Below are 25,185 nucleotides of genomic sequence, written 5' to 3' on the forward strand. Positions count from 1 at the left end.
GCATATGCAGACGAACATGTTGATCAACGGTGAAATGGTCGAAGGGATCGGAGAGGCCTTGGACGTCCTGAACCCTGCAACAGGCGAGGTAGTCGGTGCTGTAAAAGAAGCCAGCGATGCACAGGTCGAGGCGGCGGTGCGCGGCTCAGCAGAGGCATTTGAGACCTTTTCGGTTACGACCCCTGCAGAACGCGCTACAATCTTGCTTCAGATAGCTGATGTTATCGAGGCGAACAGCCAGGAGTTGGCAGAACTTGAGAGCCTAGATGTGGGAAAACCCTGGCCATCGGCTCATGATGATGAAATGCCGCTGACGATTGATGTCTTTCGCTTTTTCGCCGGGGCTGCGCGCACCATGATGGGGTCTGCCTCTGGAGAGTATGTCGCGGGTCATACGTCGATGATCCGGCGCGACCCCATTGGCCCTGTCGCCGCCATCGCCCCTTGGAACTACCCGCTGATGATGGCGTCCTGGAAGATTGCTGCACCAATTGCGGCAGGATGTTCGGTGGTGTTGAAACCGTCCGAGATCACGCCGCTATCTACTCTGCGACTTGCAGAACTGTTACAAGATGTTCTGCCAAAAGGCGTGCTAAATGTGATCCATGGTCGCGGGCCCGGCGTGGGGAATGCCCTGATGAACAGCCCACAGATGGAAGGGATCAGTGTTACGGGTTCTCCGGCGACAGGCATGGCTGCAATGCGGGCTGCTTCCCAGAAAATTAAACACGTTCATCTGGAATTGGGCGGCAAGGCGCCAGTCATTGTCTTTGATGATGCTGATCTCGATGCTGTGGCCGAGACGATCCGATATGGCAGCTACTTCAATGCCGGTCAGGACTGCGCACAGCCTTGCCGCGTGATGGTTGCAGACAGAGTTTACGACAAACTTGTGGCCGCGATTGCCGGTCAGGTTGGCCAGATCCAAATCGGTGCACCGAAAGCTGAAGGAACGGAAATGGGCCCGCTTGTCTCTGCGGCTCAGCGGGATCGTGTAGCGGGTTTTGTTGATCGCGCACGCAGCAGCTCTGAAATCGTTTCCGGTGGGGCGTCTGGCGAAGAAGACGGCTTTTTCTACCAGCCGACAGTCATCGCCAATGTCGACAATACAGCAGAGATTGCCTGCAATGAGGTTTTTGGACCCGTTGTAACTGTCTCTCGGTTTTCTGAGGCAGAAGATGCGTTGAAGACCGCCAACAACGGACCTTACGGGTTGGCCTCATCGGTTTGGACACGAGATGTTGGGAGAGCAATGCAAATGACGTCCAAGTTGCGCTATGGATTCACCTGGGTAAACACGCATGGGGTTGCGACCCCCGAGATGCCATGGGCCGCGATGAAGGGCTCGGGCACGGGCAGCGATATGTCGGTCTATGCGCTGGATGCTTACACCGCAGTCCGTCACGTTATGGTGGCACACTGATGCGGTTAGCTGGGAAACGCGCCTTTGTTACAGGCGGCAAACAGGGCATCGGTCGCGGCATCGTTGAGGCCTTCATGGCTGAGGGCGCGGCTGTCGCCACTTGCGGGCGCGGCCCTAAGCCAGATGATCTACCGGACCAAGTAACCTGGTACACGCTGGATGTATCCAATCCCGAAGCGGTTGCACGTACTGCCCGAACAATCGGCCTGGTAGATATCCTGGTAAACAACGCCGGCGTTCAGGTCGAAAAAACAGTGACCGAAAGCTCAGACGCGGATTGGGATTTGGTGATGGGAGTAAACGCACGAGGCGTTTTTAACTGTTGCCGCGCCTTTGTTCCGAAAATGTCTCAGGGTGGTTCGATCATCAACATTGGTTCGATCTCGGGCAATGCCGCTGACCCGTCGATGGCGCTCTACAATGCTTCAAAAGCGTTTGTGCATGGGCTTACACGCTCTATCGCAGTGGACCATGGACCTGCGGTGCGCTGCAATGCAATCTGCCCGGGATGGATTGAGACGGGCATGCTGGACGCAGCATTCGAACTCGCCCATGACCCGGAAAAGGCTAGATCAGACGCGCTGGCACGCCATGCGGTCAAACGCTTTGGTAAGCCCGCAGACATTGCTGCGATGGCTGTTTGGCTAGCTTCTGACGAGTCGTCTTTTGCGACTGGCCAACTGTTCACTGTGGACGGTGGTATGACTGCGGCATCCCCCCTGAATCCGGGACTGTTCTGATGTCGGAAATCGAAAGAACCGCCATTCTCGGAGCCGGTGTCATCGGGGCAAGCTGGGCAGCGCTGTTCCTCGCGTCGGGTCGCAGTGTGACTGTATTTGATCCCGATCCGAACGCTGAGGCATCCGTCCGTAAATACATTGAAAAGGCGTGGCCTGCGTTGGAAGAATTGGGCCAAGTTGGCCACGCCACCCGAGATGCGATCACCTTTGCACCGACCGCAGCTGAGGCCGTGCGAAACGCGCAGTTCATTCAGGAGAATGTGCCGGAGCGGTTGCCGATCAAACATTCCATCTATGCGGAAGTTGAGCCAGAGTTAAGCGCTGATGCAATAGTTTCAAGCTCAACATCCGGCCTAACACTCGATGCTCTCCAACAGGGATGGCGCGATCCGAGTAAGCTCATCTTAGGTCATCCGTTCAACCCGCCACATCTCATTCCGCTGGTCGAGTTGACGGCGAACGACGCCACCGGTTCAGATGTTCTGAACCGAACGGAGACGTTCTACGAAGACCTGGGCAAAGTCACGATCCGGATCAAGAAGGGCATGCCCGGACACGTCGCAAACCGCTTACAAGCTGCAGTATGGCGCGAGGCCGTCCATATGGCGATTGAAGGCGTTGCCAGTGTCGAAGACATCGATAAAGCGATGTGGGCCGGCCCCGGATTGCGGTGGGCCGCGATGGGTCCGACGACGCTTTTCCACCTGGGTGCAGGCGACGGCGGTCTGCGGGCCTTCTGTGACCATTTCAGGGATACATTCAATGGCTGGTGGGACGACCTGGGCAACCCTCGTCTTGATGAGGATGTCATCAATAAACTGGTCGATGGTATTAACGATCAAACTCAGGGGCAAAGTACCGAAGAGTTATCAGCGCAACGCGACAAGATGCTTACGGCGATGCAAAAAGCTACCCAACACCTTCGGACTTAATATCAGGCTTGAACATTGGCCAAGCGCGGAACTCGAATGGCGTGCGGCCTTCAATACGGTCTGCAGTTGGTGTGAGGCCAAAACGGCTTCGATATGCCCGGCTGAAATGAACTTGCCCGTTAAATCCTGATGCTTCTGCAATCTCGCTGAATTTCAGCTCTGTTTGGGTTACTAGTCCACGCGCGCGATCAAGGCGTATGTCACGGTAGTACTCGATCGGCGACTTCTGGACATATTGCCGAAACAATCTGCTAAGTTGTCGTTGCGAAATCTTCAACCTCGCTGATATTTCAGGGATCGACAAAGTGGCTTCCAAATGTGCCTCCATCAAGTCGATCGCGTCCCTTACCACCCCAGAGGTGACATACCCCAGTGGCTCCACGTCTTTGGGGTTCTGTGATTGGCCCTCACCGCGTACATTGTGATGAAAAAGATATCGCGCAGATGCATTGGCGATACTCTCACCATCGACAGAGTGCACAAACCGCAAACCCAGATCAGTCGCTGCGGAACCCCCGCAACAAGTGAACATCTTTCCATCCATAACAATCATGTTCTCTGACACTGTGGTATCATGGGCCATTTCAGCAAAGGCATCGATGTGCTCATAGTGAACCGTCGCTGTCTTGCCTTTAAGCAGTCCAGCAGCCGCAAGAACAATCGCACCAGTATCCAAGCCGCCAACGATTGCTCCGCACGCCTCCCACTTCTGAAGGGCCACCTTAAACTGAGATGTTCCGAGACGTTCAGGTGACCAACTTGTACTCACCAGAACCAACCAGGGCTTGCGCCCCGTCACGGCCGCCAATGGGGCAGTGTCAACGACAAGGCCGCTGCTAGACTCAACTGGTCCACCGAGGTCCGAGACATAGGTCCAAGAAAATCGAGCCGAACCTGTCAGGTAATTGGCTATTCTGAAAGGATCCACGAAAGACGTAGTCGCCGAAACATTGAAATGCGGACTCACCAGGACAACGATATCTAACTTGCGATCAATTGGATGGATCATGGCCGATTCTGTAAAATGGCGTCCAAAATTGTCAATAATGAACTTATCACTGGTTCAAAAAAGTCCAATTACTAAGGCAAACACAGCATAAACAAGGGGAAAATACCGGGGGAGATCAGCGCTCATTAAGTTTCTGAAATCCAAAAACCGACATTCGTTCTACCGCGGCGAAAGTCCGTTTTGGCCGCTAGAAACTTAGTGTTGTTGCGAGACAAAGAGATTACAATTCGGGATTCCGCGTCCAAGCGCAGTCATATCAATCTTTCACAGGCCAAAGCTTCTGATTTGCAAGGCATTCTGCAAGGCTCACATCATTAGCGCCAACCCATCAAATCTTAACTGGTCTCCCATCCGCCTGGATCATCTCATCACCGCCTGAGAGGCCTTCAACAATTACGCTACTTGTGGCTGTTTCGATTGCTGTTCCATCGACAAAGCATACGTAATTCATCTTTTTCGGATTGTTTGTGCTTATGCTGGCTAATGCAAGCGGAACGCCTTCTAGCAAGGCCCGGTCGTCGAAAAGAACCAGCTACTTGCCCCGCCATAATAGTCACCCGCTGTCGTCGATACCTCTAAAGGGTAGAGGACATAGTTATCAGTACCGTCTATAGTGGTGAACGTGGCCTTATAAAAAACTCGTTCTCCGCCAATCGTTTGCTGGGTTGTATCGCTTGAGATCTGCTGAGGTAAGTCACCGGATAACTTTGCACGATTTGCCCGATAGTTTGCACACGCACCATTTTGGTGCCAGATCAAATCCTTCCGAAAGTCTCTTTGAGTTCTGCGACTTGTTCTGCATCCAGTAGGCGGGTTGGCAGGCCGCGCAGTGTCACGAGCAGCTTGGCTGTTTCTTCCAGCTCTTCTGCTGCAGAGACCGTTGAAAACAGATCCTCTCCCGATACGACGGGACCGTGATTGGCCAACAGAACCGCACTATATTTGCCATCCAGATCGCGGATCAAATCACCAGATTTCGGATCGCCCGGCTTGACGTATGGAACCAGTTTGACTGTGCCGACACGCATAACCACATATGGCGTAAGCGGTGGAATACAGTCGTCTGGATCGGTGTCTTCCAGACACGACAGTGCAGTGGCCCAGGTCGAATGCAGATGCACCACTGCACCAGCTTCTGGCCGCGTCTCATAAAAGGCTTTGTGCAGAAAGACCTCCTTGGTCGGCTTGTCACCGGAGACGTGGTTGCCATCCAAATCAATCTTAGCGATGCGCTCGGGGTCAATATCGCCCAAGGTGGAATTGGTTGGTGTCAGGAGGATGCCGTCGTGCAGACGTGCAGAGACGTTGCCCGCAGTGCCGACGGAAAATCCGCGCGCAAACAGAGATGCACACAGGTCCGACATCTGCTTTCGCAGCGCCTGTTCTTCGGAACTCATTTGCCAACCTCCATCATTCTGAGGGCCTTAGTGAAGAAGTCAGGAGCGCCAAAGTTCCCAGACTTTAAAGCCAACGCAATGGGTTCAGTTTTTCCAACGCTTAGGACTGGCACGCCCGGGTCAATCTCTGGCCCAATTGACATGGCCGGTGACCCCAGTGCCTCAGAGACAGCCTTGGCGACAGCTCCCGACGTCTCCCCTCCGGCAACCACCAATCGCTTGTAGCCCTTTTGGACAAGTTCTCGGGCGGTATCTTCAAAGAGACTATCCAGTTTTTCTGCAACCGCTTCCTGACCGAATTGGTCTTGGATCGCCCGCACATCCTCCGGGCTTCCCGATGAATACGCGAGCGGTGCCTGACATAAATGCGTTTCAAAGAAATCCAGAAGCGTTTGCTTAGTCACATCCCCGGACATTACACCCGGAACGTCAATGGCGAAGGTCGGATGGGATTCCGCATGAACATCGATCTGACCACGGGTCGCACCTGAGCAAGACCCTGCAAGGATAGCGGCAGGCCCAGCGATACCTGTAAACACACTGCCACCTCTTTTGGACGAAGCTTTTCTGACGAAGTTCTTGGGTAGCCCCAGCGCTATCCCAGATCCCCCAGTAATGAGCTGGGCATCCTTCAGAGCCTCGCCCCAGGCCAGCAAATCCTCGTCCGAAATCGCATCACCGATCACAAAGCGTTCGTCGACGTTCCGCAAAGCAGTAGCAATCGCCTCTGGTCCTTGCGTCACGGCGTCAATTGAAACCAACCCAACCGCTTCTTGGGTCTGATACTGCAACCAACGCTTGATGTCGGCATCCGTCATCGGAGTAAGAGGGTGATTTTCCATCCCGGACTCGTTCAACAGCTTGCCGAACACAAATAGATGGCCGTGATAGATGGTGCGCCCCGTCGTCGGAAAGGCTGGACAGAAAACCACCTTTTGCGCGCCCAGTTCGTTGGCCAACGCTTCCGCAACCGGGCCGATATTTCCCTGCCTAGTGGAATCAAAAGTCGAGCAATACTTGAAGATGAACTGGCGGCATCCTTGATCTTTAAGCCATCGCAGGGCTCGCAGGCTGTCCGCAACAGCTTCTTCGACAGGTGCAGTGCGGCTCTTGAGTGAGACGACACCCGCTTCGATCTCTTTGTCGGCTGGGGTATCCGGAATACCTGGAAACTGCGCGGTTCTTAACCCACCTTCCGGCTCGACGCCCTTTGCTAAGGTGTTCGCAATGTCGCTCGCACCAGTGAAATCGTCCGCTATGACGCCGATTAGCATATTTTAATGTCCTTCGTCGGCCCTGGATCCAGCCTATGGATGTGCGGTGCTGCTCCGACGGGAAAAATCTCGCGCACAAGTGGATCATGGCCGGGCACGATAAGTCGAGGATGTGAGGCTAACTTCTCGAGTGTCTCGAAACCATCCATCATGTCCTGCAGGTCGACGACGATGGGAAAGGCTTTGCGCGCCATGAAATTCTCGTAATAGTGTGAGGCATCAGAGGCGAGTACCATCCACCCGGCTGCTGTTCTTACACGAACACATTGCAACCCCCGCGAATGCCCGCCGATACAGTGTACGGTCACCCCATCTGCTATCTCGGCCTCTCCGTCGTAGAACACGACCTTGCCTGAATAGAGACGCTTTACAACCTCGCAGATATGGCCCGCCGAGAAAGGCGCGCGTAAGTGGTCGTGGCACATGCAGGGACCTGTGGCGAAGGCCATTTCCGCCGATTGCATGTGCAACTTCGCATTTGGGAACATATGCAGCCCCCCAGCGTGGTCATAATGAAGATGGGTCACGATAACCTCGGTCACCGCTTCAGGCATGATGTCTAATGGGCGCAAAGCCTCGCGTGGGTCCATCGCAATGGGACGACCACGGGCGGCTGCCTCGTCGCTGTCGTATCCGGTATCGACCAGTATAACTTTGTTGCCACGCTTGAGCACCCAAACGAAATAGTCCATCGCGTGAGGTGCATCGTGATTGTCATCCAATATGAAGCTGTCGCGTCGAGTGCGGGCATTGCGATCCGCGTATTTCACGGCGTGAATTTCCCAATCGTTCATCGGATGACCTCGGAATACTGTTGAACAGTCTTGGTGGCGATCATATCAGCCACAGCCGTATCGAAGGACTGGAAATGCGCGCTTTCCAGGTGGGCGGAGAACGCCACGCTGTCATCATAAACCTCATAGAGAAAAACTGTCTCGGGATCGTCGCCGAAGCAAACGTCAAACTGCTGGCATCCGGGTTCTTCACGCAAAGAGGTTGAAGCGTTTTCGACCATTAGCGGCAAAAAGGTTTCTCTCGTACCGGGCTTGAGAGTGAAGGTGACGGTAACCACAAACATCAGACGGAAAGTCCTTTCAAACGTGAGAAAGCGCGCTTTGCCATGGGCAGTTGGCTGAGGATCAGACCAACGTTGAGCACAAGTAGAATGGCCGCACCGGGTCGCGAAAAGAAGACCGAAAGATCCCCGTCCGACAAGAACAGCGATCGGCGGAAAGTTTCGTCAAACAGGCTTCCCAGTATAACCCCAATGACCAATGGAGCGATTGGGTACTTCATCAGGTTCATAAAATAGGCGACGGCGCCGACACCAAGCATCAGGTAGAGATCATTGATGCCACCACCGACGCTGAAGGACCCGATTGTTGTCAGAACCATCACAACCGGCAAGAAGATGGTCTGCGGGATCGCGAGTATCTTGATAAAAACCCGGGCCGTGAAAAGCCCCATCAGGAACATTGTCAGGGATGCCAGCACTAGGATTGCGACTACGCGCAGAATAATCTCGGGGTCTATCGTGGGACCTGGGATCACGTTGTTGATCTTGAAAGCCCCCATCAAGGCGGCGGCGGGTGGCGAACCGGGAATGCCCAACACCAAAAGTGGGATCAGCGCGCCTCCAATGCAGGCGTTGTTTGCTGTTTCAGAGCACAGCAGACCTTCCAATGACCCTTTTCCGAACTTGTCGCCCTCGGCAGATACGGTCTTGCCGACACCGTAGCTGACCCAACCGGCGACATCTTCGCCGACGCCAGGTAGCGCTCCTACCCCGGTCCCAATCACTCCTGACCGGCCAATGGTGGGCAGGTAGCGTCGGATGGAGCGTAGGTTCGGAAGGATGCGACCTTTCAGGGCCAGAACTTTCCCGGCCTCAACATGCCTCAAGCCGTCGATGATTTGGGGGATGGCGAAGGCCCCCATCAAAACGGGCACAACCTGAAACCCGCTCAACAGGTAAGACCAGCCGAATGTATAGCGCGGCTCAGACAGAAGCGGATCGAGCCCCACCATAGACATTGCAAGCCCGATCAGACCGGCGATCCATCCCTTGATCACCAGATCCTCGCTCATAAGCGTGCCAGATAGAAGGATGCCAAACAAAGCCAAGAGTGCTTTTTCCTGACTCGCGATGTTCTTCGAAACCAAAAGCAGTGCCCAGACAAAAATCAAAAGCGTGATAGTCCCGATAACCGTACCGATAAAGCTGGCCGTTGTGGTCAGACCAAGTGCTTCGCCCCCTCGACCTGCTTTGGCCAGAGGGTAGCCATCCATGGCCGTCGCCGCGCTGGCTGCTGTGCCAGGTATGTTCAGCAGAATAGACGGGTAAGAGCCGCCGTAAATCGCGCCGACATAGGCCCCGAGCAAAGCGATAAGCGAATAGTCCAATGGAATCTTGTTGCCGAAAAATCCCGTCAGGATCGTCACTGCCAGCGTTGCGGTCAGGCCGGGCAATGCGCCGAACGTGATGCCTAGGAACACGGATGCAATCAAATACAGATAGGTCAGCGGGTCCACTGCCAGACCAACGAATGCGGTCCCAAACCCAGCCAGTTGCGAAAGGATAAAGTCCATCCGGTCAGTCTTTCCAAAACGGACGAAGCGTCACGTAGTAGTGGTATTCGATTTGCTTGAAGATCAGCCCCCCGCGCGCGGGCACGTTCTGTCGGAAAATAAAGGCCATCGCGCAAACGAGGATCAGCGGGGCCAATATTGCGACGACTGGCACAAACCGCAAAACGCGTTCGGAAGCCGCTTTGGTCAACACCACAAGTGATAGCGAGACCCATAGGGCCAGTGTAAACCAATCATCACTGTGTGCATTCCATTCCGCCTGCGCGGGAAATACGGCGAACGCAAAAAGCCCGGCAGAAACAACTGCGATACAAGCTACCAAAGCACGCCGCGCGTGACCGCCGTAGTAACCGTAAGTCAAAGCTGTAATCAGTAACCCCGAGCACAAAATAAAGTCCACTCTGGGAACCAGTCCGACGACGTATGCAAGAAGGATCAGGCCTATTGTTGATGCTCGATAGGCTTCCGACTTATCCCATCCGATCCCCAAAGCCGTGAGCGCGTTCTGGGCTCCACCTGAGCGGATCGAAATAGCCAGCAAGACGAAGGACAACACAAGCAATCCACCGAAGATGAACAACGGTACAATTGCAGCCGAGTTATACCAGTCCGACCCACTTACACCTGCGCGGTTTTCACCCCAAAGTGGGATGTCCAACGTCTTCCAAAGGAAAAAGACGGACACTGTTATTAGAACAATAGCAGCCCAGAAATCGCGGGTCCGCATGACCAGTGTTTCGTCGATTTTGTCCATGCCTGCCTCCTGGAGGAAAGGGCGCGATCAAACGCGCCCTTCCAAAATTGATCGGATTAGGGCTTCTCGATACCCAGCGAGGCTGGATCGACCGTGGCAGCACCCAAATCTTGCAAGGTATAGGCAAAAGTAGCCTCAAGGTTCGCAAACAATTCTTGAGCTTCTTCGCCGTGTTGACCACCGACATCATAATTGTTTGCCTCAGCCCATTCAGCGACGGTATCGGATGCAATCGCCTGCTCGAACGCATCGCCGAGGGCCGCCTTCACATCATCTCCGGCCGAGCTGTGAACGGCAAATCCGATGGCTTGTTTTAGCGGCAGATACTTGTCGAGACCGTCATAGATGCTAAAGGCAGATGGCACTGTAGCTCCGGCAATCTGCGCATCTTCCGGTGTCAACATCGCAAGTGGCTTCAACTGTCCGCCTTCGATCAAAGGAGCTTGTTCAGCCAGCGAAGTCACAACCAACGCAACCTCACCTGCTATCGCCGCTTCCTGCCCGGGCGCTGAGCCTTTGTATGGAACAAACTTGAACTCTGCACCGGACCCTTTCTCGATGGCGAGAAGATTCAAGTGGTGGATCGAACCCGCGCCGGACGCGGCAGCGGGAATAGTGCCAGGAGCGGCTTTGGCAGCGTCGACCAGTTCTTCCAGAGTATTGTAAGGGCTGTCCGCCGGAACCGAGATCAGATCGGGTGATCCGCCAACAATAAACGGATACCAAAAGTCAAATTTCTTATCCCAACCACCCTGCACAGCAGCGGTGACGTTCGATTCAGACAGACCAACCAATGTGTAGCCATCGTCTGGTTGGTTCATGACGTAGACCATGCCGTTGGAGCCTGCGACCCCACCGGTTTGGTTGATCACATTGATCGAGACTGGAAGGTGTTTTTCCATTTCGGCCATGATCATTCGGTTGATCGTGTCCGTGCCGCCACCGGCCCCCCAGACCACAGCTGTGGTGATATCACGGTAAGGGTAATCCTGCGCGGTAGCAGCCCCTGAAATCCCGGTTGCAATCACGGCTGAGGCCGCCAACTGCCCTAACTTCAGTTTCATTTCCAAGTCCTCCCAAACATCTTTGCGTTTATTATTGCATTTATTTGCGTATACATTAAAGAATGCGTTGTCAACGGACTGTAGTGAAAGCTGCTATCGCGCTATGAATGCGAAACGGGAAGGAAGCGGGCTAAGATGAAGAAAAGTTATGATGTGGCAGTGTTCCACGGGGACGGAATCGGCCCGGAAATTATGGCCCCTACGCTTGAAATTCTGCGTCAGCTCTCGCGCGGCAGTCCTTCCTACGAACTGGTGTTTACAGACGCTCCGGCGGGCGCAGCCCACTACGCCAAAACTGGAGAATCGTTTCCGACTGGTTCACTTGAAACTGCACGCAAGGCTGATGCGATTCTGCTATCTGCAATGGGTTTGCCGGATGTTCGCTACCCTGACGGAACCGAAATTTCACCACAGATCGACCTGCGGAAGCAGCTCGGCCTTTTTGCCGGCGTGCGTCCGGTAAAGGTTAGCAGCGGACAAATGACCCCGTTGGCGCTGCCTCCCGGAAAAGAGATCGACTTTGTCTTGATTCGTGAAAGCACTGAAGGGTTGTTCTTCACTCAAGGCGCGGGGGAAGTCACCGAAGACGAGGCACGTGAAACCCTTTTGATCACGCGCGAGATATCTGAAAAGCTATTCCGGTTCGCGTTTGAACTTGCCAAAAACCGAAAGGCTTCAGGGCGTGGCAAGGGGCGGGTTACCTGTGTCGACAAGGCCAATGTGTTCCGCGCCTTTGCATTCTTCAGATCGATGTTTGACGCTGAAGCCGTTCGCCATCCCAAATTGCGGGCAGACCATGCTTATGTTGATGCCACTGCGCTTTGGATGGTGCAGAAGCCTTGGGAATTCGATGTTTTGGTGACTGAAAACATGTTCGGCGACATCCTTTCTGACCTTGGCGCCGGCCTTATGGGCGGTCTTGGATTGGCTCCTTCAGCAGATATCGGGTTGAACCACGCCGTGTTCCAACCCTGTCACGGCTCTGCTCCGGACATTGCGGGACAAAACACTGCCAATCCTTTCGCGATGATCCTGTCTGCAGCAATGATGCTTGAATGGTTAGGGTTGACCCATAATCATCCAGAACTGTCCAAAGATGGCGAACGTTTACGGGAAGCCGTGGAAAAGGTGACTGAGAGCGGTCAAAACCTGACGCGTGACCTTGGTGGCACCGCCGGAACGCAGGACGCAGCCTCATCGGTATTGGAAGCATTGCTGGCATGAATACTCAACAAGCCATCACCGTCGCGTGCGTAGGTGCGGGGTATTTCAGCAAGTTCCACTACGAAAGCTGGTCTCGAATGCCCGGAGCGGTTCCGATTGCATCCTGCAACCGTGACATTAAAAAGGCGAAAGAAACAGGACTGGCCGCTTACGATGATCTATCAAAAATGCTGGAGGCGGAACAACCAGATCTCGTGGACATCATCCTTCCGCCTGTTGCGCAGGCCGATGCCATCCGAACGGCGCTGCACTCTGGAATAAAGTGGTTGATCTGCCAAAAACCTTTCTGCATGTCGTTGCATGAAGCTGAGAAAATTGTTTCAGAGGCCGAAGCGGTAGGAGCAACTATTGTTGTACACGAGAACTTTCGCTTTCAACCTTGGTATCGCGCGATCAAAGAGGCGATGACCGAGGGTCGAATTGGTACACCTTTGCAAGCTACTTTCCGGCTTCGGCCCGGCGACGGACAGGGACCACGAGCCTATCTTGACCGGCAGCCGTATTTTCAGGACATGCCGCGTTTCCTGGTTCATGAAACAGCGGTTCACTGGGTCGACACATTCCGATTCTTGTTCGATGCGCCCAGCGCAGTTTATGCGGACTTGCGCCAAGTGAACCCCATTATCGCGGGTGAGGATGCCGGCTATATCCTGTTTGATCACCCCAACGGTTTGAAAGCTCTGTTCGATGGGAACAGGTGTCTTGACCACAGCGCCAAAAACCTGCGTCAAACTATGGGTGAAGCCCTCATTGAAGGAACAACAGGATCATTGGTTCTTAACGGCGATGGTTCAGTTGAACTCCGCGCTTTTGGAAAGCAGGCGCAGCAGCAAATTCTACCTCCAAGCGATCATAATGGATTTGGCGGCGATTGCGTCCACGCCTTGCAAAGTCACGTCGTTTCAGGCCTTGTAAAGGGCACGCCGCTGGAAAACACGGCTCGAGACTATTTGGACGTGATCCGCATCGAAGAGAGCATCTATCTCTCGGCTGCGGAGGGACGAAAGATCAACCTGGAGACGCCGTGAAGGGTCAAGACGCAAAAACTCTTTCCAATACGCAACGCGCCGTTAGGGATTTGCGGCAGATGATCCTGTCCGGCGAACTTGCAGCCGGAACTGACCACCTGGAGTCGGAACTTGCCGAAACCCTTGGTATGTCCCGCACCCCGATACGGGAAGCTGCGCTGATGTTGGAAAGCAAGGGGTTGTTGGAGATGCGGCCCCGCAAAGGCGTGCGGATACTGCCGGTTTCATCAGACGATATGCGTGAAATCTACGACATCCTGACGGAGCTCGAGAGCCTCGCTGCACAACGCGCTGCCGAAGCGGGTTATTCAGAAGATGAACTTTCGGTACTTGCTGGATCAATTGCGAAGATGGATCGAGCCATCGAAGCCGAAGATCTTGAAGCATGGGCCGAGGCCGATGAGTTATTTCATCAAGAGCTCGTTCGGTTGGGCGGCAACAAACGGGTCGAAGCGATTGTCGCCATGATGAGCGACCAGGTGCGCCGCGCGCGCGCAACGACCTTGTTCATCAGACCCCTGCCCGTCAAATCCAATGAAGATCATCGGGTTGTTTTCCAAGCGATTAGTGAAGGTCGTCATGATGTCGCCCGTGAACGTCATCGAGAACACAGGCTGCAAGCCAAGGCTATGCTTTGCAAGATACTCGAAAAGCATCGGCTCAACAGCCTCTGATCTTCTCGTATCCGGCCATTAATCATCTAAATTAACTGCTTATTTCCGGTACTAAAGGCGCTCCGAATACTTGTCGATAACGGCAACCCGCAGTTGCCTCCGGCTGCTCTGATTTTCTTTTTTCTAGTCGCTCAAACAATCACTGCATCGATTGGGGTTGAAATAGTACGATTTCGTATTATTATAGTTCGATATCGTACTATTGGAGAGTCAAGATGCCAAACCGAAGACGTTTTCTCAAGATTCTAGGCGGAGGCACAATACTGGCGGCAACGGGCGCGGCTGGGTTTCTCGCGACACGTACGCCCTATGAAGCTTTAGCTCCGTGGACGCCAAAACCGTATGATGACCCACGCAAGGCTGCTTTGTCCTACGCAATTCTCGCCCCCAATCCGCACAATTTGCAACCTTGGCTGATCGAGTTGGTTGGGCAAGACAAGGTGCGGATCCACCGTGATACAGATCGCGAGCTTCCGGAAACCGATCCTTACCACCGCCAGCTCTATATTGGCCTCGGTGCATTTGTTGAAACGATGGTTCTGGCAGCAGGTGCTCACGGGTTTGATACTGAGGTCGAGTTACTGCCAGATGGGAATGACGGACCTATCGCAGAAGCGATGTTTGTATCTGGCGGGGCATCCGATCCACTCTCAGATCAAATCCTCAACCGACATTCAAATAAAGAACCGTACACTGAACAGCGGCTCTCTGAGGCGGAAATGTTGGTCCTTGAAAACTATGCCACTCTGATTTCCGATGAGGATCTAGTGGCCCGTATTCGAGACCTCACAAAACGCGCTTTTGAAATCGAAATGCGAACTCCACAGACCCTTAGAGAATCCGTCGACCTGATGCGGATCGGCAAAGCAGAAATCAACGCAAACCCAGACGGGATTGAACTGCGTGATCCCATGCTGGAAACGCTGCGACTTACCGGCCTATTGGACAATGAGACCCTGATGAACGTTGACCACCCAGGCACTCAATCACACATGCGAGGATACTTCGCCATGCTAGACGCGACGCCGCAATACGCAGTCCTCGCGACAGCCACAAATACGCGAAGCGATCAACTTGATGCAGGACGTCAGTTGATGCGTTTCTACCTGAAGACAACCGAAATGGGCCTAGGCGTTCATCCGGTCAGCCAGGCACTTCAGGAGTATCCTGAGATGGCCGATGAATACGCTCTGGCGCATGAGCTTCTTGCGTCACCGGGCCACACGGTGCAAATGTTGCTGCGTTTGGGGTATGGACCTGAACCAATTGCCACACCCCGCTGGCCGCTGGAGACACGAATTCTGAATGAAGCCTGAAGATGAGACCAAAGAAGTTTACCGGTTCTTCACCGAAATCGGGATCATCAATCAGTTGATCTCGACCAAGCTGGAAGCGTTCTTGCCTGGTAGAATGACGGCGACTCAATTCGGAATTTTGGGCCATCTCGTACGGCGTCCCGAGGGTGAAACTCCACAGCAACTTTCGAACGCGTTTCAAGTGCCTAAAACTTCGATGACGCACATGCTTTCCAGTCTTGAAAATCATGACCTGATTACTCTTGAAGCCAACCCCAATGACAAGCGTTCGAAAATTGCTCGGCCTACACCGCAAGGCGCGGAGTTTTTGAAAGCTTGTATGGAGCGGATGTCGGAATCCCTGGCTCCAGTTTTGTCCGAACTCGGGCCTGAACCGTTCCATGAATCATTGCCTAATCTGACGCTCATACGCGAAACTTTGGACAGCGAGCGCGACTAGCCGAAACCTGCGCCAGCCGAATCAAGCAACCAAATTTTCAGAACATCATGCAATCCGCGCCCGGCGGGAGCGGCGGCGATCCTTCAGGCAAAGTGGGCGTGTAGTCAAATGTCACAATCTTCGCGCCACCGTCGAATGCAACGAACAGTTGATTGGACCCCGGCCTAATGGCGATGCCTTCTGGATCGGTTCCGAATTCCAACAAACTTTGCTGGGCGAGAAGTTGGCCATCTGCCGTGAACTCATACAGGCTGTTTGACCCTTCCCAGTCATCAACAATCAACATGTGGCCGGTACGCGGATCAATCGCGATGCCCTGCGCCTCACTCAAGGGAGGAGAGAGCTTCATGGTATCCAACCTCGCCGTCAAAGCACCCTCTGAAGTGAACCACGACAACCGTTCGGGGTCATCCTCTACGGTCACGATCTGTCCCTTGGCGTTGATCGCAATTCCTTCCGTATCCGCGAAACCACCTTCCAATTCGAAGGGTGCTCCCAGGCGTGATCCGTCCTTGGTGACACGTTGAAGACTGCCGAGACCATCGCCCAGCAACAAGTGATCCCCTTCAACAGCAATTGCTTTGATCCGAAAGAGATCGCTGGATATACGGCGCAATTCATCACCTTGCAATGTAACGAGAATTGCCTCGGGCCCCTCGTTCGCAATCCACAACCCACAAAAGGTCGGATCGTAGTCAAGACTTGCGGGCTGATTAAGTTCATAACGCCCTGTTTCGCGAAGCTGCAATGCCGTGGCCGGGGTCGACACAGCAAAAATCAATAAGGCGGTTGTCCTCACAAACACTCTGGATGCTCCGAAAATCTGCGTCAAAACTGTGGGGTGGAATCGTAACACGTCAATGCTAAGAGCACCTAAACTTCCAAAATCAGAGCATCATTTTACCTGATCAGAGACCTATAACACGGAAACTGGTTACGAGCGGTGTGGTTCGACGCATCTGGGTACTGCCATAGTCCGTTGGAACTAGGGGTGTGCCGAAATCGCAAACCAACAACATGGCGCTTGTGAGAGTTACGAAATCAACACTAGCGAACGAAACAACCTCAGGCTTCATACAACAAACTTGCAATCGCGTGCTCGGGCGTAGTCACCTAGGGCATAGGGTTGGAGAAAGCCAATGGCGCTGTGGAAGTTCGTGATTAGTGTTTGTTGCGCGCTGTTTCTTGTCGCTTGTGCTCCGAAAACCCGCACGTATGAAAAGACTGTATCAGCTGCGCTACCGGCAAATTCCAGCACGGCACTGGGTCAGGCGGCCAATCGCCTTGGGGATCCTAAAGACGGTCGGTCAGGCATCAAGCTGATCAGTGATGGAGAAGAAGCGCTCGTATCACGGCTGTTGTTGGCCACGGCGGCCGAGCGAACGATAGACGCGCAATACTATCTTCTGCACGACGACCCAACCGGTCACCTGTTCGCTGCCAGCCTCTTGCAAGCGGCGGATCGAGGTGTTCGTGTCAGGCTGTTGTTGGATGATATGGATACGTCCGGCTACGACGCGATGACCGCTGCGTTGGACAATCACAAAAACATTGAAATAAGGCTGTTCAACCCGTTCTGGCGAGATCAGAGCATTTTGATCGCGGGTCTGACTGATTTCAAACGCATCAATCGCAGAATGCACAACAAGTCCATGACAGCAGACAACGTGTTCACGATTGTAGGTGGGAGAAACATCGGTGCCGAGTATTTTTTGGCGCGGGAAGAAATGAACTATGCTGATCTGGATGTGCTGGCCGCAGGCCCAGTTGTACGCGAAGTGTCACGTAGCTTTGACGCTTACTGGAACAGCGAATTCGCTGTTCCGGCTCGCGTTGTTGTCGGAGAACCCGAAGAATTTGACCTGAGCGATGCACGCAGCAGGTTGAATGAACTCGTCGAGGAAGCGAAGCAAACGCAGTACGGCGCAGCGCTCAGAAAGTCGGCAAAAGAGAACTTCGCGGATGGCGCCCTGTTACTGGATTGGCTGCCAGCGAAACTTTATGCTGATCCGCCTTCAAAGGCCGCGGGCCTCGAGAACTCAGGTCCCGTTCTTGCATCTCAATTGCTTCCGTACTTTGAGAATGCCAGCAGTGAAGTGAACATCGTGTCCGCCTACTTCGTGCCGCGCAACAACGGTGTGAAATGGCTGACCGAACTCGAGAACCGTGGGGTCGACGTAAAGGTTGTAACCAACTCACTTGCATCTAACGACGTCGCACCCGTTTACGCACACTACGCCAAGAAACGCCGAGCACTACTACGCGGTGGAGTAGAACTCTACGAGCTGCGACCCGACGCTTATCAAGTCCAACGCCGCGGTATTAACTGGGCTCAATCCAGGTCAGGCCTGCACTCCAAGGCATTTGCAATTGATGACCAGTACTTGTTCGTGGGTTCATTCAACTGGGATCCGCGATCTGTCAACATCAACACCGAGATGGGAATTCTGATTGACTCGCCAGCATTGACTGCGCAGACGATGGGAGCCTTGGACGACGCACTACCCGCATACACATATAAAGTGACGCTCGAGCAAGCTGGCCAGCTTAAATGGACGACAAGAGCCAATGATGGCACCATTCTTGAGTACCAATTCGAGCCGACAGGATCGGCCTGGGATCACATAGTTGCCGGGTTATTAAGTATTTTACCAATTGGGTCCCAGCTTTAGGTTTCTGCAAACTACCTGATCGCTTGGCCGTCACCGACGCCTGCGAAGATGGCGGCAGAAAAGACATAGGTCATCAGTCGCAGATATTTCCCAATATCCAATTCTTAATACAGACTAGATATTCATTTTATCAACTGCTGGCGGGAAAATGCCTGCTACCAAAGTCAATGGCCATGTTCATCATTCCAGGGAAGCTGAACGACAACGGGCAAGTCCCGTTTTCCGGTTACTCAAACAGTTACGTTCAGCTTGCCGTGCCTTAGTGGATTTTTGCGCTTTGTGTTTCATTTCTAGCGATCATCTAATGTCGTAAGATGCCGAAGGTAGATTGTTTTGAATAACTATAGCTGATTATTGTGCATCTTCAGTGAGAAAGAACAATTCAATGGGCTGCGCAAGGCCACGTATTTCGTGATCCCCACAGCTAACGAACATGCTCGGAGCAGCACTTGCAACGGCTGACGTCGCCAACACCCTCCGACCAATTGCTTTTGTTAAACCTTCAATTCGGCTTGCAACGTTCACCGCCCCGCCCAGAACTGTGAAATCAAGCCTGCCGGGGCTGCCGATATTACCATAGCTGACCTGCCCGACGTTAATTCCAATACCAACATCCAAAGGCGGTTTTTGAAACCCGTCTCGTCTGGTGTTGAGATCGTTCAAACCACTCAGCACACTCTGCGCTGCAAGAGCCGCCATTCTGCAGCGGTCGGCATGGTCTTTTTGCGCTTCAATAGTAAAGATCGACAGGATGCCATCGCCCATGAACTTGAGGACGTCTCCACCGTTGTCCTCTACGGCTTTAACCACCAGATCAAAATAGTCGCTAAGCGTGTCGAAGATATCTTCTTCCGGAGAGGTCTCGGAAAGTGCTGTAAAGCCTCGCAGATCAGAGAACATAACCACGGCATCCAAAGTTGTTCGCTCTCCGCGCTTTATATTGCCGCTCCAGACGGCCTCGGAAGGTCCATCTCCTAAATAAGTTCGAAGCAGACCTTTAGACGATTTTCGCATCGTGACAGGTTCCAAGGCGGAAGAAAGGGCCGGTAAGGCCGCTTCAATCAGCCTAAGATGTTCGGGCGAGAATCCATCCTTTGCCTGAGTAACGAACGTACATCCATGCAGCGATCCATCGCCGTAATAGAGCAAAGTAGCGTAGTAGTCAGTGCCACCCTGCTCTGCAAATTCAAGATAGGATGAATGCTCTGTTTCCGAGTCCAGTCGCCGGAGACTTTTGTGAAGTGGCTTTCTGTTCGCAAGAATATACTCGAATGAACTCCCGACATAACCATCTGTCAACATCGTCTCATGCGTGACGTCGTAGCTGTCGGTGCCTTCAGGCGTCCAAACTACCCCCCAGGCAATAAGCAATGGGTTGGCAAAGCGCTGGCCAATGTTTGCCCGCCATAGCGGCACTCCGGCTTCGATCAAGGAGGAACAAAACTGTGACACCACCTTTACAGGATCACCGGAGCGACGACCTTCTGTAATCATCCATTCGGTCAGTCGAGTGACTTCTTCCATGGACCCAATTTAGTCGTTGGGAAACGATGAGCAAAGACAATTGGATTGGCAATGTCGGTTGCTGTTGTTGAGCAGGCTAATCAGACCTGTCCAAGTTGATGCTTGGGCATCTACGGAAGGTATGTCATCGGGAAGATGGTTTGGTAAATTTAGATTCCGCGCGGTTCCAAACAGACCAATTTGAAGATTGCAGCCCTCTCTTGGGAAACCTTCAATAGAAACCAATCTCGTTGACATCTACGCGGGCCTCGTGATCTCTCCCGTAGGCTACAACTCCAACTGAGGTGATTTCGTCAGCAACGGGAATACCGCGCAACATGGCACCTGAAGCCTTGAAGCCTGAGAGAGGTAAAGAGACTTCGGTCCAGTTGTCAGAAGTTGCGAATGCGGCCTGATAGTATTGCCATGGAAGCACCGTGCCACGTGTTCTGAGGTGAACGAAGTATTGCTCGCCGTTCCCCCGTACCAATAGCCTGACGCCTGATACACCCGCATCTGGTCGATCAGGCAACTTGCGTCGGAACTGGATGAAGCCCCCGTTGTTTTCTGTACTCACGGTTCCGGTCAGCCGCGCGAATGCAACATCACCTTCCGAACGAAACTGCACCTGCCCTGAAGAAACCCCTCCCATGACGGTGTCGGCAACGTAGTCCCAACTCGTCTCCGGAGACTTGGAGAAGTCTTCTGCAAGATTTTCATCAGCCTGTGCCATTGTGCATCCGATGATTACAAGACTTGAAACAAGTCCAACAAAGTTGGCACGCATATTGTTCCTGCTCAGTTCAGTATCGCAATGGAAAGGTTCAACGCAGCGGCAAATGCAACCCACGCAAAGTACGCAAGGAAGCCCAGTACGGAGATCCGATCTGAGTTCCTAACCTGAGCAATGAACATGACGATGACAGCCAGCAACGCGGCAATTACCACAAACGCAAACCACGGTAGTTGCAGTATGAAAAAGATTGGGGACCACGAAAAGTTTAGACCCATCTGTGCCCACCACAGCTTCATGGCAGTCGAGCTTCGGTCTGTTTCAAACTGACGCCAACCCGCCATGGCGATCAAGACATAAAGCACCGTCCAAACCGGCCCAAAAATCCAATTTGGTGGATTGAAAGCAGGTTTAGAAAGCTGCGCATACCAATCCCCGGGCGCGGTCAATATCCCAATCAGGATGCCGCCTCCCAACACGAGCGCAAGAAATGCTATGCGGACCATCCAATTCGACATTGTGGGATAGCTTTCAGCAGCCTTTGGTCGTCACGTTGACAAGCGCTTCGGAAGAGAAGGTCGCAGTACTGGTCTCATCCGCGTCGGTATATGACACCGTGGCGCCTTCGATCTCCGACTCCGTTACGGTGATTTCGCGTTTCCCGATCGTGTCGTCCACATCGATGGTAAAGGCTAGTTTGTCCCCGGCTGCGAGGGAAACGATCTCAAGTTCAATTGTATTCTGCCCGTCCACGACCGAAGGAAATTGACGCAGTGCATCCGCACCCTCAACGAATTCGAGCGGTTGGAATACCTCTACACCCGCACCTTTTTCGGTAACATCGAAAATCAAACGTCCGGCAGATTGCGACAAGTCAATTTTGACGGTCGAGGTTTCTAATTCGCACGATCCGACATTTGTCAGAACAAAACGGTCTTTGGGTGCGCCTTCTATGAAGCGAATTTGAACTCCGGCTTGAAGCGAAGTAGCTACGAATAATCCAAGGGTCGCCGCAAGAATGCTGGTCGGGAGCATATTTATCTCCTTCCTTATTGGTTCTTGATAGATACGCTTCGGCGGATCTCTTGGATCAGACTTATGCCCTTTGACTATGGTGGTTTAGCTGACAGGCCCTTTCGAAGTTCCATGCACCGCTGTCAGAACGACGAAGTCAAAACATACCATTGTCATTCTCGCTGTTTGCTGGAACTTCCTGAAGAACGTCCCAGTGTTCGACAACCTTGCCATCAGCATCCAGGCGAAAAATATCGATCCCTGCGTACTCGAGACCATCGGGCCAGATTTGATGGCAAAGCAGAACAACGTGATCGCCTTCAGCAAACGCACGTTTGATGTCCACACGCTTTCCCGGGTATTCGGCGGCCATGCGCTCGAAGTACTCAACAAAGGCTTGCTTTCCGTCGCCAACATGCGGGTTGTGCTGCGTATAGGTATCACCAACAAAGGTTGCTATGGCCTCCGCAGGTCGACACTCGTTGAACATCATTTCGTAGAAAGCGATGACGTTTTTCTTGTTTGTTTCGAGGTCCGGCATGCTGATCTCCAAATCGACGTTTGTACCACCCAAAAATGTTGGCCCACGCAATTCCGGGGAGCAACCCGGCAAGAATCTCAATCACTAATCGACAAGAAGTTGCGAGCTTGATTTTGTGCTCCGACTATTTCGAGAGTTGGCCAATTACTCGGCGTCATCGAAGTCAATATGAATATGATTCCCATCAGGATCGGCCACATGGATTTGGACCATTCGAGCCCCAGGGACTTCAGTTTTGCGATACTGGATCTGACTCGAGATCAGTTTTTCTTCGAATGCGCTCAACCCCGTGGCTGAGAGCGCAAAATGCTCGAGCTTGAGCTTCACTTCGGAGCCAACGTTAGGTGTTCCTTCGTGACCCACAAGATGAACCACGGCGTCATCACCCGTATACAACCATGCTCCGGGAAACGGAAAATCGGGGCGGGCCCCGGGTTTCAAACCCAGGACATTTTCATACCAAGTAACCATCTCAGGCAACCTAGTCGTCACAATATTCACATGATCCAGCCGTTCAATTCTCATTAAAAACCCTCAAGCACAAGCTTACCTTTGGCTTTTCCGCTTTCGAGGATAGCATGCGCTTTCATTAAGTTTGTAGCATTGATCCTACCAAGTGTATCGGTCGCTGTGGATCTGATCTTTCCATTGTCTATCAAACCGCCGACCTGATTCAGGATTTCGCTTTGACGGTTCATATCTTCAGTCCCAAAAAGCGACCGAGTGTACATGAACTCCCAATGCAACGAGATCGACTTGGGTTTGAACGGCGCGATGTCGAAGGTCTCGGGATCATCGATCAACCCAAAGCGACCTTGGGGCGTCATCACCTCTCCAGCTTGAGACGCATAAAGCTGGGAGTGGTTTGTTGAATAGACGAAATCCACACTTTCGATACCGAGAGCCTCGAGTTGCGGCGCTAAGGCTTCCGAATGGTTGATGACGTGGTGTGCGCCCAGCTCTCGAACCCAGTCTTGTGTCTCGGGTCGGGACGCTGTCGCGATCACTGTCAATTCAGTGAGAGCCCGGGCCAATTGAATGGTGATTGATCCGACACCGCCTGCGCCACCAATAACCAGCAACGTATTGGTCCCGCCGGAAACGGCATTTTGGACTCGCAAGCGGTCGAACAGCATCTCAAAGGCAGTAAGCGTCGTTAGCGGCATCGCCGCAGCTGCTTTCGCCGGTATGGATTTTGGCGCTGATCCGACAATACGTTCATCCACCAGATGAAACTCGGCATTGGTTCCCGGTCGGTTTATTGCCCCGGCATACCAAACTGCATCTCCCGGACGGAAAGTCTCAACCGTTTCGCCAACTGCTTCGACGATCCCTACTGCGTCCCATCCCAGAATATCAGGTGCTGGACCCGCGGGAGCACGTTTTTGCCGAATTTTCGTATCGACTGGGTTCACTGACACGGCCTGCACCTTCACCAACAAGTCGTGCCCTTTCGGCGTCGGTTTATCGGCCTCGAAGTCGATTAAGGCGTCCGCCCGATCAATCGACCCTGTCTTAAGGTATCCCACGGCTTTCATAACGTGCTCCTTTGTCCGGTTCTTTATCAACCGATGACTGTCATCTCATTTAGCGTGAATTCTGCAACGGCGCCTTCTGTTGCTTCCAGGTAAGCCGCAAGGTGCTGAGCACCCATGTGGGTTTGCCAAAGCTCTCGGCTTTCCCAATTTTCGTAGAACACGAAATGAGCCGGGTTGTCGTTGTCCTGGTGCAGGTCATAGTTGATGCAACCCTCTTCGGCTCGGGTTATGTCGATGAGCTTGATCAGCTCGGCCTTTACGAGGTCAATTTTGTCAGGGTTGGCTTTGATGTTGGCGACGATTGTCAGCTTGGCCATTGGAATAGATCCCTTGTGTTATTGAGCGATGCGCAAGATTTACGCCGCAGCTCCTTCGGGATAAACAGGGCAAGATCGAACATATAATCCGGAAATTCCGTTTAATGCTTTTAGACAATCTTCGCTTGTTTCTGACCATAGCCGAGAAAGGCAGTCTTGTGGCCGCAGCGCGTGAGACAGGGTTGTCGAGTACGACAGTGTCCGAACGGCTCGCGGCTCTGGAGGCACATTACGGCGTGGTTTTGTTCAACCGCACCACCCGTTCCATTAGCCTGACCGAAGAAGGCCGGACACTCGCTAATGGAGCAAGAAACGTTCTCAGTGAGGTTGCGGACTTGGACACACTTGTTCGGTACGGCGCCGAAACTCTGTCTGGTCCAATTCGCATAAGCGCGCCCATTGACTTGGGACGGAGCATTGTCTCCAAGGTTATTGCCGAATTCACCGAAAAGAACCCTGCCGTCTCAATCGAACTGTCCCTATCGGACGGTTATGTCGACCTCGTAGGCCAGGGTTTTGACCTCGCCGTTCGCTTCGGCAACATCACAGACAGCTCGCTCAGGTTGAGAAATCTGGGAAGCTACCAACGTTTCGTTTGTGCGTCCCCAAGTTACCTGGCCTCATTTGGAACGCCTGAAAAACCAGAAGATCTATTAAACCACAACTGCTTGATCATGAGGTTTGGCGACATGATCGACAACGTTTGGGAGTTTGGATCAGGACCAAATGCCCAGCGCGTTTCGGTAAAGGGAAATCGAATAGTCAATGATGGTTCACTCATCCGCGATTGGGCGATTGCAGGCCATGGGGTCGTCTTGAAGTCCGAACTGGATGTCGGCGACGATGTTCGATCTGGCAGACTTGTTTCTGTCTTGCGCGACTTCCTCCCACCGCCGAAACCTTTGCAAATGATGTTTCCACCGAGCCGGGCCCAACCACGTCGCATAACAGCCTTAGCTGAGCATTTGCGTCGCAAATTTGGTGTGAGTTGAGGCCGCAGGGGA

Annotated in this window: 27 protein-coding genes; 10 read left to right on the forward strand and 17 right to left on the reverse strand. The window is 53.1% G+C overall.

Annotated features, from left to right (window positions below; genetic code table 11):
• Nucleotides 1-4: 4 nt before the first annotated feature.
• The 3 genes from ACR0EN_RS14560 to ACR0EN_RS14570 are packed head-to-tail and all read left to right on the forward strand — an operon-like array spanning nt 5 to nt 3,095.
• Nucleotides 5-1,423 carry a gamma-aminobutyraldehyde dehydrogenase gene (locus ACR0EN_RS14560; protein WP_480587385.1) on the forward strand — a complete coding sequence of 473 codons (1,419 nt, stop codon included), beginning with the start codon at nt 5-7 and terminating at the stop codon, nt 1,421-1,423.
• The gene (locus ACR0EN_RS14565; RefSeq protein WP_480587388.1) at nt 1,423-2,163 is read left to right on the forward strand and encodes an SDR family NAD(P)-dependent oxidoreductase; all 741 of its coding nucleotides are present in this window, start codon (nt 1,423-1,425) and stop codon (nt 2,161-2,163) included. Before ACR0EN_RS14560 ends, ACR0EN_RS14565 begins: the two co-directional genes overlap by 1 nt.
• Nucleotides 2,163-3,095: a 3-hydroxyacyl-CoA dehydrogenase NAD-binding domain-containing protein gene (locus ACR0EN_RS14570; protein ID WP_480587390.1), complete on the forward strand. Its 933-nt coding sequence runs from the start codon at nt 2,163-2,165 to the stop codon at nt 3,093-3,095. Before ACR0EN_RS14565 ends, ACR0EN_RS14570 begins: the two co-directional genes overlap by 1 nt.
• Here the strand turns inward: ACR0EN_RS14570 and ACR0EN_RS14575 are convergent.
• The 8 genes from ACR0EN_RS14575 to ACR0EN_RS14610 all read right to left on the reverse strand — a co-directional run bounded on the left by ACR0EN_RS14575 (nt 3,073) and on the right by ACR0EN_RS14610 (nt 11,182).
• On the reverse strand, nt 3,073-4,104 hold the full coding sequence (locus ACR0EN_RS14575; protein WP_480587393.1) for a GlxA family transcriptional regulator: 1,032 nt from the start codon (nt 4,102-4,104) through the stop codon (nt 3,073-3,075). The genes ACR0EN_RS14570 and ACR0EN_RS14575 overlap by 23 nt on opposite strands.
• Before the next feature lie 755 nt (nt 4,105-4,859).
• Entirely contained in the window at nt 4,860-5,501 is a 642-nt protein-coding gene (gene otnC, locus ACR0EN_RS14580; RefSeq protein ID WP_480587396.1) for a 3-oxo-tetronate 4-phosphate decarboxylase, read from the reverse strand.
• Nucleotides 5,498-6,775: a 3-oxo-tetronate kinase gene (otnK, locus tag ACR0EN_RS14585; RefSeq protein WP_480587399.1), complete on the reverse strand. Its 1,278-nt coding sequence runs from the start codon at nt 6,773-6,775 to the stop codon at nt 5,498-5,500. Before otnK ends, otnC begins: the two co-directional genes overlap by 4 nt.
• On the reverse strand, nt 6,769-7,569 hold the full coding sequence (locus ACR0EN_RS14590; RefSeq protein ID WP_480587402.1) for an N-acyl homoserine lactonase family protein: 801 nt from the start codon (nt 7,567-7,569) through the stop codon (nt 6,769-6,771). The genes otnK and ACR0EN_RS14590 overlap by 7 nt, the downstream gene beginning before the upstream one ends.
• Entirely contained in the window at nt 7,566-7,853 is a 288-nt protein-coding gene (locus ACR0EN_RS14595; protein ID WP_170514139.1) for a putative quinol monooxygenase, read from the reverse strand. Before ACR0EN_RS14595 ends, ACR0EN_RS14590 begins: the two co-directional genes overlap by 4 nt.
• Entirely contained in the window at nt 7,853-9,364 is a 1,512-nt protein-coding gene (locus ACR0EN_RS14600; protein ID WP_480587404.1) for a tripartite tricarboxylate transporter permease, read from the reverse strand. The genes ACR0EN_RS14595 and ACR0EN_RS14600 overlap by 1 nt, the downstream gene beginning before the upstream one ends.
• A gap of 4 nt (nt 9,365-9,368) precedes the next feature.
• Complete coding sequence (locus ACR0EN_RS14605; RefSeq protein ID WP_480587406.1) at nt 9,369-10,118, reverse strand: hypothetical protein; 750 nt, start codon at nt 10,116-10,118, stop codon at nt 9,369-9,371.
• Between the two features lie 56 nt (nt 10,119-10,174).
• Entirely contained in the window at nt 10,175-11,182 is a 1,008-nt protein-coding gene (locus ACR0EN_RS14610) for a Bug family tripartite tricarboxylate transporter substrate binding protein (protein ID WP_480587408.1), read from the reverse strand.
• Between the two features lie 135 nt (nt 11,183-11,317).
• Here ACR0EN_RS14610 and ACR0EN_RS14615 point away from each other — a divergent pair, with 135 nt between their 5' ends.
• The 5 genes from ACR0EN_RS14615 to ACR0EN_RS14635 all read left to right on the forward strand — a co-directional run bounded on the left by ACR0EN_RS14615 (nt 11,318) and on the right by ACR0EN_RS14635 (nt 15,863).
• On the forward strand, nt 11,318-12,406 hold the full coding sequence (locus ACR0EN_RS14615) for an isocitrate/isopropylmalate family dehydrogenase (RefSeq protein ID WP_170818521.1): 1,089 nt from the start codon (nt 11,318-11,320) through the stop codon (nt 12,404-12,406).
• Nucleotides 12,403-13,434, forward strand: a complete 1,032-nt coding sequence (locus tag ACR0EN_RS14620) for a Gfo/Idh/MocA family protein (RefSeq protein WP_480587410.1) — start codon at nt 12,403-12,405, stop codon at nt 13,432-13,434. Before ACR0EN_RS14615 ends, ACR0EN_RS14620 begins: the two co-directional genes overlap by 4 nt.
• Entirely contained in the window at nt 13,431-14,108 is a 678-nt protein-coding gene (locus tag ACR0EN_RS14625) for a GntR family transcriptional regulator (protein ID WP_480587413.1), read from the forward strand. Before ACR0EN_RS14620 ends, ACR0EN_RS14625 begins: the two co-directional genes overlap by 4 nt.
• Nucleotides 14,109-14,323: 215 nt before the next feature.
• Nucleotides 14,324-15,424, forward strand: coding sequence for an Acg family FMN-binding oxidoreductase (locus ACR0EN_RS14630; RefSeq protein WP_480587416.1), 1,101 nt, complete (start codon nt 14,324-14,326; stop codon nt 15,422-15,424).
• Complete coding sequence (locus tag ACR0EN_RS14635; protein WP_480587419.1) at nt 15,414-15,863, forward strand: MarR family winged helix-turn-helix transcriptional regulator; 450 nt, start codon at nt 15,414-15,416, stop codon at nt 15,861-15,863. The genes ACR0EN_RS14630 and ACR0EN_RS14635 overlap by 11 nt, the downstream gene beginning before the upstream one ends.
• A 37-nt stretch (nt 15,864-15,900) precedes the next feature.
• Here the strand turns inward: ACR0EN_RS14635 and ACR0EN_RS14640 are convergent, their stop codons facing one another.
• Complete coding sequence (locus ACR0EN_RS14640; RefSeq protein ID WP_480587422.1) at nt 15,901-16,695, reverse strand: hypothetical protein; 795 nt, start codon at nt 16,693-16,695, stop codon at nt 15,901-15,903.
• A gap of 307 nt (nt 16,696-17,002) precedes the next feature.
• Here ACR0EN_RS14640 and ACR0EN_RS14645 point away from each other — a divergent pair, with 307 nt between their 5' ends.
• Nucleotides 17,003-18,535 carry a phospholipase D family protein gene (locus ACR0EN_RS14645; protein ID WP_480587425.1) on the forward strand — a complete coding sequence of 511 codons (1,533 nt, stop codon included), beginning with the start codon at nt 17,003-17,005 and terminating at the stop codon, nt 18,533-18,535.
• A 351-nt stretch (nt 18,536-18,886) separates the two neighbouring features.
• On the opposite strand, the gene ACR0EN_RS14650 is transcribed toward ACR0EN_RS14645, so the two are convergent.
• From ACR0EN_RS14650 to ACR0EN_RS14685, 8 genes are all read right to left on the reverse strand, one after another.
• Nucleotides 18,887-20,059: an adenylate/guanylate cyclase domain-containing protein gene (locus ACR0EN_RS14650; protein ID WP_480587428.1), complete on the reverse strand. Its 1,173-nt coding sequence runs from the start codon at nt 20,057-20,059 to the stop codon at nt 18,887-18,889.
• A gap of 211 nt (nt 20,060-20,270) precedes the next feature.
• Complete coding sequence (locus ACR0EN_RS14655) at nt 20,271-20,771, reverse strand: CIA30 family protein (protein WP_480587431.1); 501 nt, start codon at nt 20,769-20,771, stop codon at nt 20,271-20,273.
• Between the two features lie 65 nt (nt 20,772-20,836).
• Nucleotides 20,837-21,277 (reverse strand): TspO/MBR family protein, encoded by a 441-nt coding sequence (locus ACR0EN_RS14660; protein ID WP_480454220.1) that lies wholly within the window; start codon nt 21,275-21,277, stop codon nt 20,837-20,839.
• A gap of 25 nt (nt 21,278-21,302) precedes the next feature.
• The gene (locus ACR0EN_RS14665; protein WP_480587434.1) at nt 21,303-21,806 is read right to left on the reverse strand and encodes an aggregation factor core; all 504 of its coding nucleotides are present in this window, start codon (nt 21,804-21,806) and stop codon (nt 21,303-21,305) included.
• 136 nt (nt 21,807-21,942) lie between these two features.
• Nucleotides 21,943-22,326, reverse strand: coding sequence for a nuclear transport factor 2 family protein (locus ACR0EN_RS14670; protein ID WP_480587438.1), 384 nt, complete (start codon nt 22,324-22,326; stop codon nt 21,943-21,945).
• Between the two features lie 144 nt (nt 22,327-22,470).
• The gene (locus tag ACR0EN_RS14675; RefSeq protein ID WP_170395454.1) at nt 22,471-22,851 is read right to left on the reverse strand and encodes a VOC family protein; all 381 of its coding nucleotides are present in this window, start codon (nt 22,849-22,851) and stop codon (nt 22,471-22,473) included.
• Nucleotides 22,851-23,864 carry a zinc-binding alcohol dehydrogenase family protein gene (locus ACR0EN_RS14680; RefSeq protein WP_170818515.1) on the reverse strand — a complete coding sequence of 338 codons (1,014 nt, stop codon included), beginning with the start codon at nt 23,862-23,864 and terminating at the stop codon, nt 22,851-22,853. Before ACR0EN_RS14680 ends, ACR0EN_RS14675 begins: the two co-directional genes overlap by 1 nt.
• 26 nt (nt 23,865-23,890) lie before the next feature.
• Nucleotides 23,891-24,181 (reverse strand): putative quinol monooxygenase, encoded by a 291-nt coding sequence (locus ACR0EN_RS14685; protein WP_170336714.1) that lies wholly within the window; start codon nt 24,179-24,181, stop codon nt 23,891-23,893.
• 104 nt (nt 24,182-24,285) lie between these two features.
• Between ACR0EN_RS14685 and ACR0EN_RS14690 the strand changes: the two genes are divergently transcribed.
• Nucleotides 24,286-25,173: a LysR family transcriptional regulator gene (locus ACR0EN_RS14690; protein WP_170818514.1), complete on the forward strand. Its 888-nt coding sequence runs from the start codon at nt 24,286-24,288 to the stop codon at nt 25,171-25,173.
• The last annotated feature ends 12 nt before the right edge of the window (nt 25,174-25,185 follow it).

Source organism: Ruegeria sp. AB7, assembly GCF_056542625.1.

Excerpts from the sequence above, each read along its gene's own strand:
- ACR0EN_RS14560 (WP_480587385.1), top strand. The coding sequence starts at position 5 with ATGCAGACGAACATGTTGATCAACGGTGAAATGGTCGAAGGGATCGGA.
- ACR0EN_RS14565 (WP_480587388.1), top strand. The coding sequence starts at position 1,423 with ATGCGGTTAGCTGGGAAACGCGCCTTTGTTACAGGCGGCAAACAGGGC.
- ACR0EN_RS14570 (WP_480587390.1), top strand. The coding sequence starts at position 2,163 with ATGTCGGAAATCGAAAGAACCGCCATTCTCGGAGCCGGTGTCATCGGG.
- ACR0EN_RS14575 (WP_480587393.1), bottom strand. The coding sequence starts at position 4,104 with ATGATCCATCCAATTGATCGCAAGTTAGATATCGTTGTCCTGGTGAGT.
- otnC (WP_480587396.1), bottom strand. The coding sequence starts at position 5,501 with ATGAGTTCCGAAGAACAGGCGCTGCGAAAGCAGATGTCGGACCTGTGT.
- otnK (WP_480587399.1), bottom strand. The coding sequence starts at position 6,775 with ATGCTAATCGGCGTCATAGCGGACGATTTCACTGGTGCGAGCGACATT.
- ACR0EN_RS14590 (WP_480587402.1), bottom strand. The coding sequence starts at position 7,569 with ATGAACGATTGGGAAATTCACGCCGTGAAATACGCGGATCGCAATGCC.
- ACR0EN_RS14595 (WP_170514139.1), bottom strand. The coding sequence starts at position 7,853 with ATGTTTGTGGTTACCGTCACCTTCACTCTCAAGCCCGGTACGAGAGAA.
- ACR0EN_RS14600 (WP_480587404.1), bottom strand. The coding sequence starts at position 9,364 with ATGGACTTTATCCTTTCGCAACTGGCTGGGTTTGGGACCGCATTCGTT.
- ACR0EN_RS14605 (WP_480587406.1), bottom strand. The coding sequence starts at position 10,118 with ATGGACAAAATCGACGAAACACTGGTCATGCGGACCCGCGATTTCTGG.
- ACR0EN_RS14610 (WP_480587408.1), bottom strand. The coding sequence starts at position 11,182 with ATGAAACTGAAGTTAGGGCAGTTGGCGGCCTCAGCCGTGATTGCAACC.
- ACR0EN_RS14615 (WP_170818521.1), top strand. The coding sequence starts at position 11,318 with ATGAAGAAAAGTTATGATGTGGCAGTGTTCCACGGGGACGGAATCGGC.
- ACR0EN_RS14620 (WP_480587410.1), top strand. The coding sequence starts at position 12,403 with ATGAATACTCAACAAGCCATCACCGTCGCGTGCGTAGGTGCGGGGTAT.
- ACR0EN_RS14630 (WP_480587416.1), top strand. The coding sequence starts at position 14,324 with ATGCCAAACCGAAGACGTTTTCTCAAGATTCTAGGCGGAGGCACAATA.
- ACR0EN_RS14635 (WP_480587419.1), top strand. The coding sequence starts at position 15,414 with ATGAAGCCTGAAGATGAGACCAAAGAAGTTTACCGGTTCTTCACCGAA.
- ACR0EN_RS14645 (WP_480587425.1), top strand. The coding sequence starts at position 17,003 with ATGGCGCTGTGGAAGTTCGTGATTAGTGTTTGTTGCGCGCTGTTTCTT.
- ACR0EN_RS14650 (WP_480587428.1), bottom strand. The coding sequence starts at position 20,059 with ATGGAAGAAGTCACTCGACTGACCGAATGGATGATTACAGAAGGTCGT.
- ACR0EN_RS14655 (WP_480587431.1), bottom strand. The coding sequence starts at position 20,771 with ATGGCACAGGCTGATGAAAATCTTGCAGAAGACTTCTCCAAGTCTCCG.
- ACR0EN_RS14660 (WP_480454220.1), bottom strand. The coding sequence starts at position 21,277 with ATGGTCCGCATAGCATTTCTTGCGCTCGTGTTGGGAGGCGGCATCCTG.
- ACR0EN_RS14665 (WP_480587434.1), bottom strand. The coding sequence starts at position 21,806 with ATGCTCCCGACCAGCATTCTTGCGGCGACCCTTGGATTATTCGTAGCT.
- ACR0EN_RS14670 (WP_480587438.1), bottom strand. The coding sequence starts at position 22,326 with ATGCCGGACCTCGAAACAAACAAGAAAAACGTCATCGCTTTCTACGAA.
- ACR0EN_RS14675 (WP_170395454.1), bottom strand. The coding sequence starts at position 22,851 with ATGAGAATTGAACGGCTGGATCATGTGAATATTGTGACGACTAGGTTG.
- ACR0EN_RS14680 (WP_170818515.1), bottom strand. The coding sequence starts at position 23,864 with ATGAAAGCCGTGGGATACCTTAAGACAGGGTCGATTGATCGGGCGGAC.
- ACR0EN_RS14685 (WP_170336714.1), bottom strand. The coding sequence starts at position 24,181 with ATGGCCAAGCTGACAATCGTCGCCAACATCAAAGCCAACCCTGACAAA.
- ACR0EN_RS14690 (WP_170818514.1), top strand. The coding sequence starts at position 24,286 with ATGCTTTTAGACAATCTTCGCTTGTTTCTGACCATAGCCGAGAAAGGC.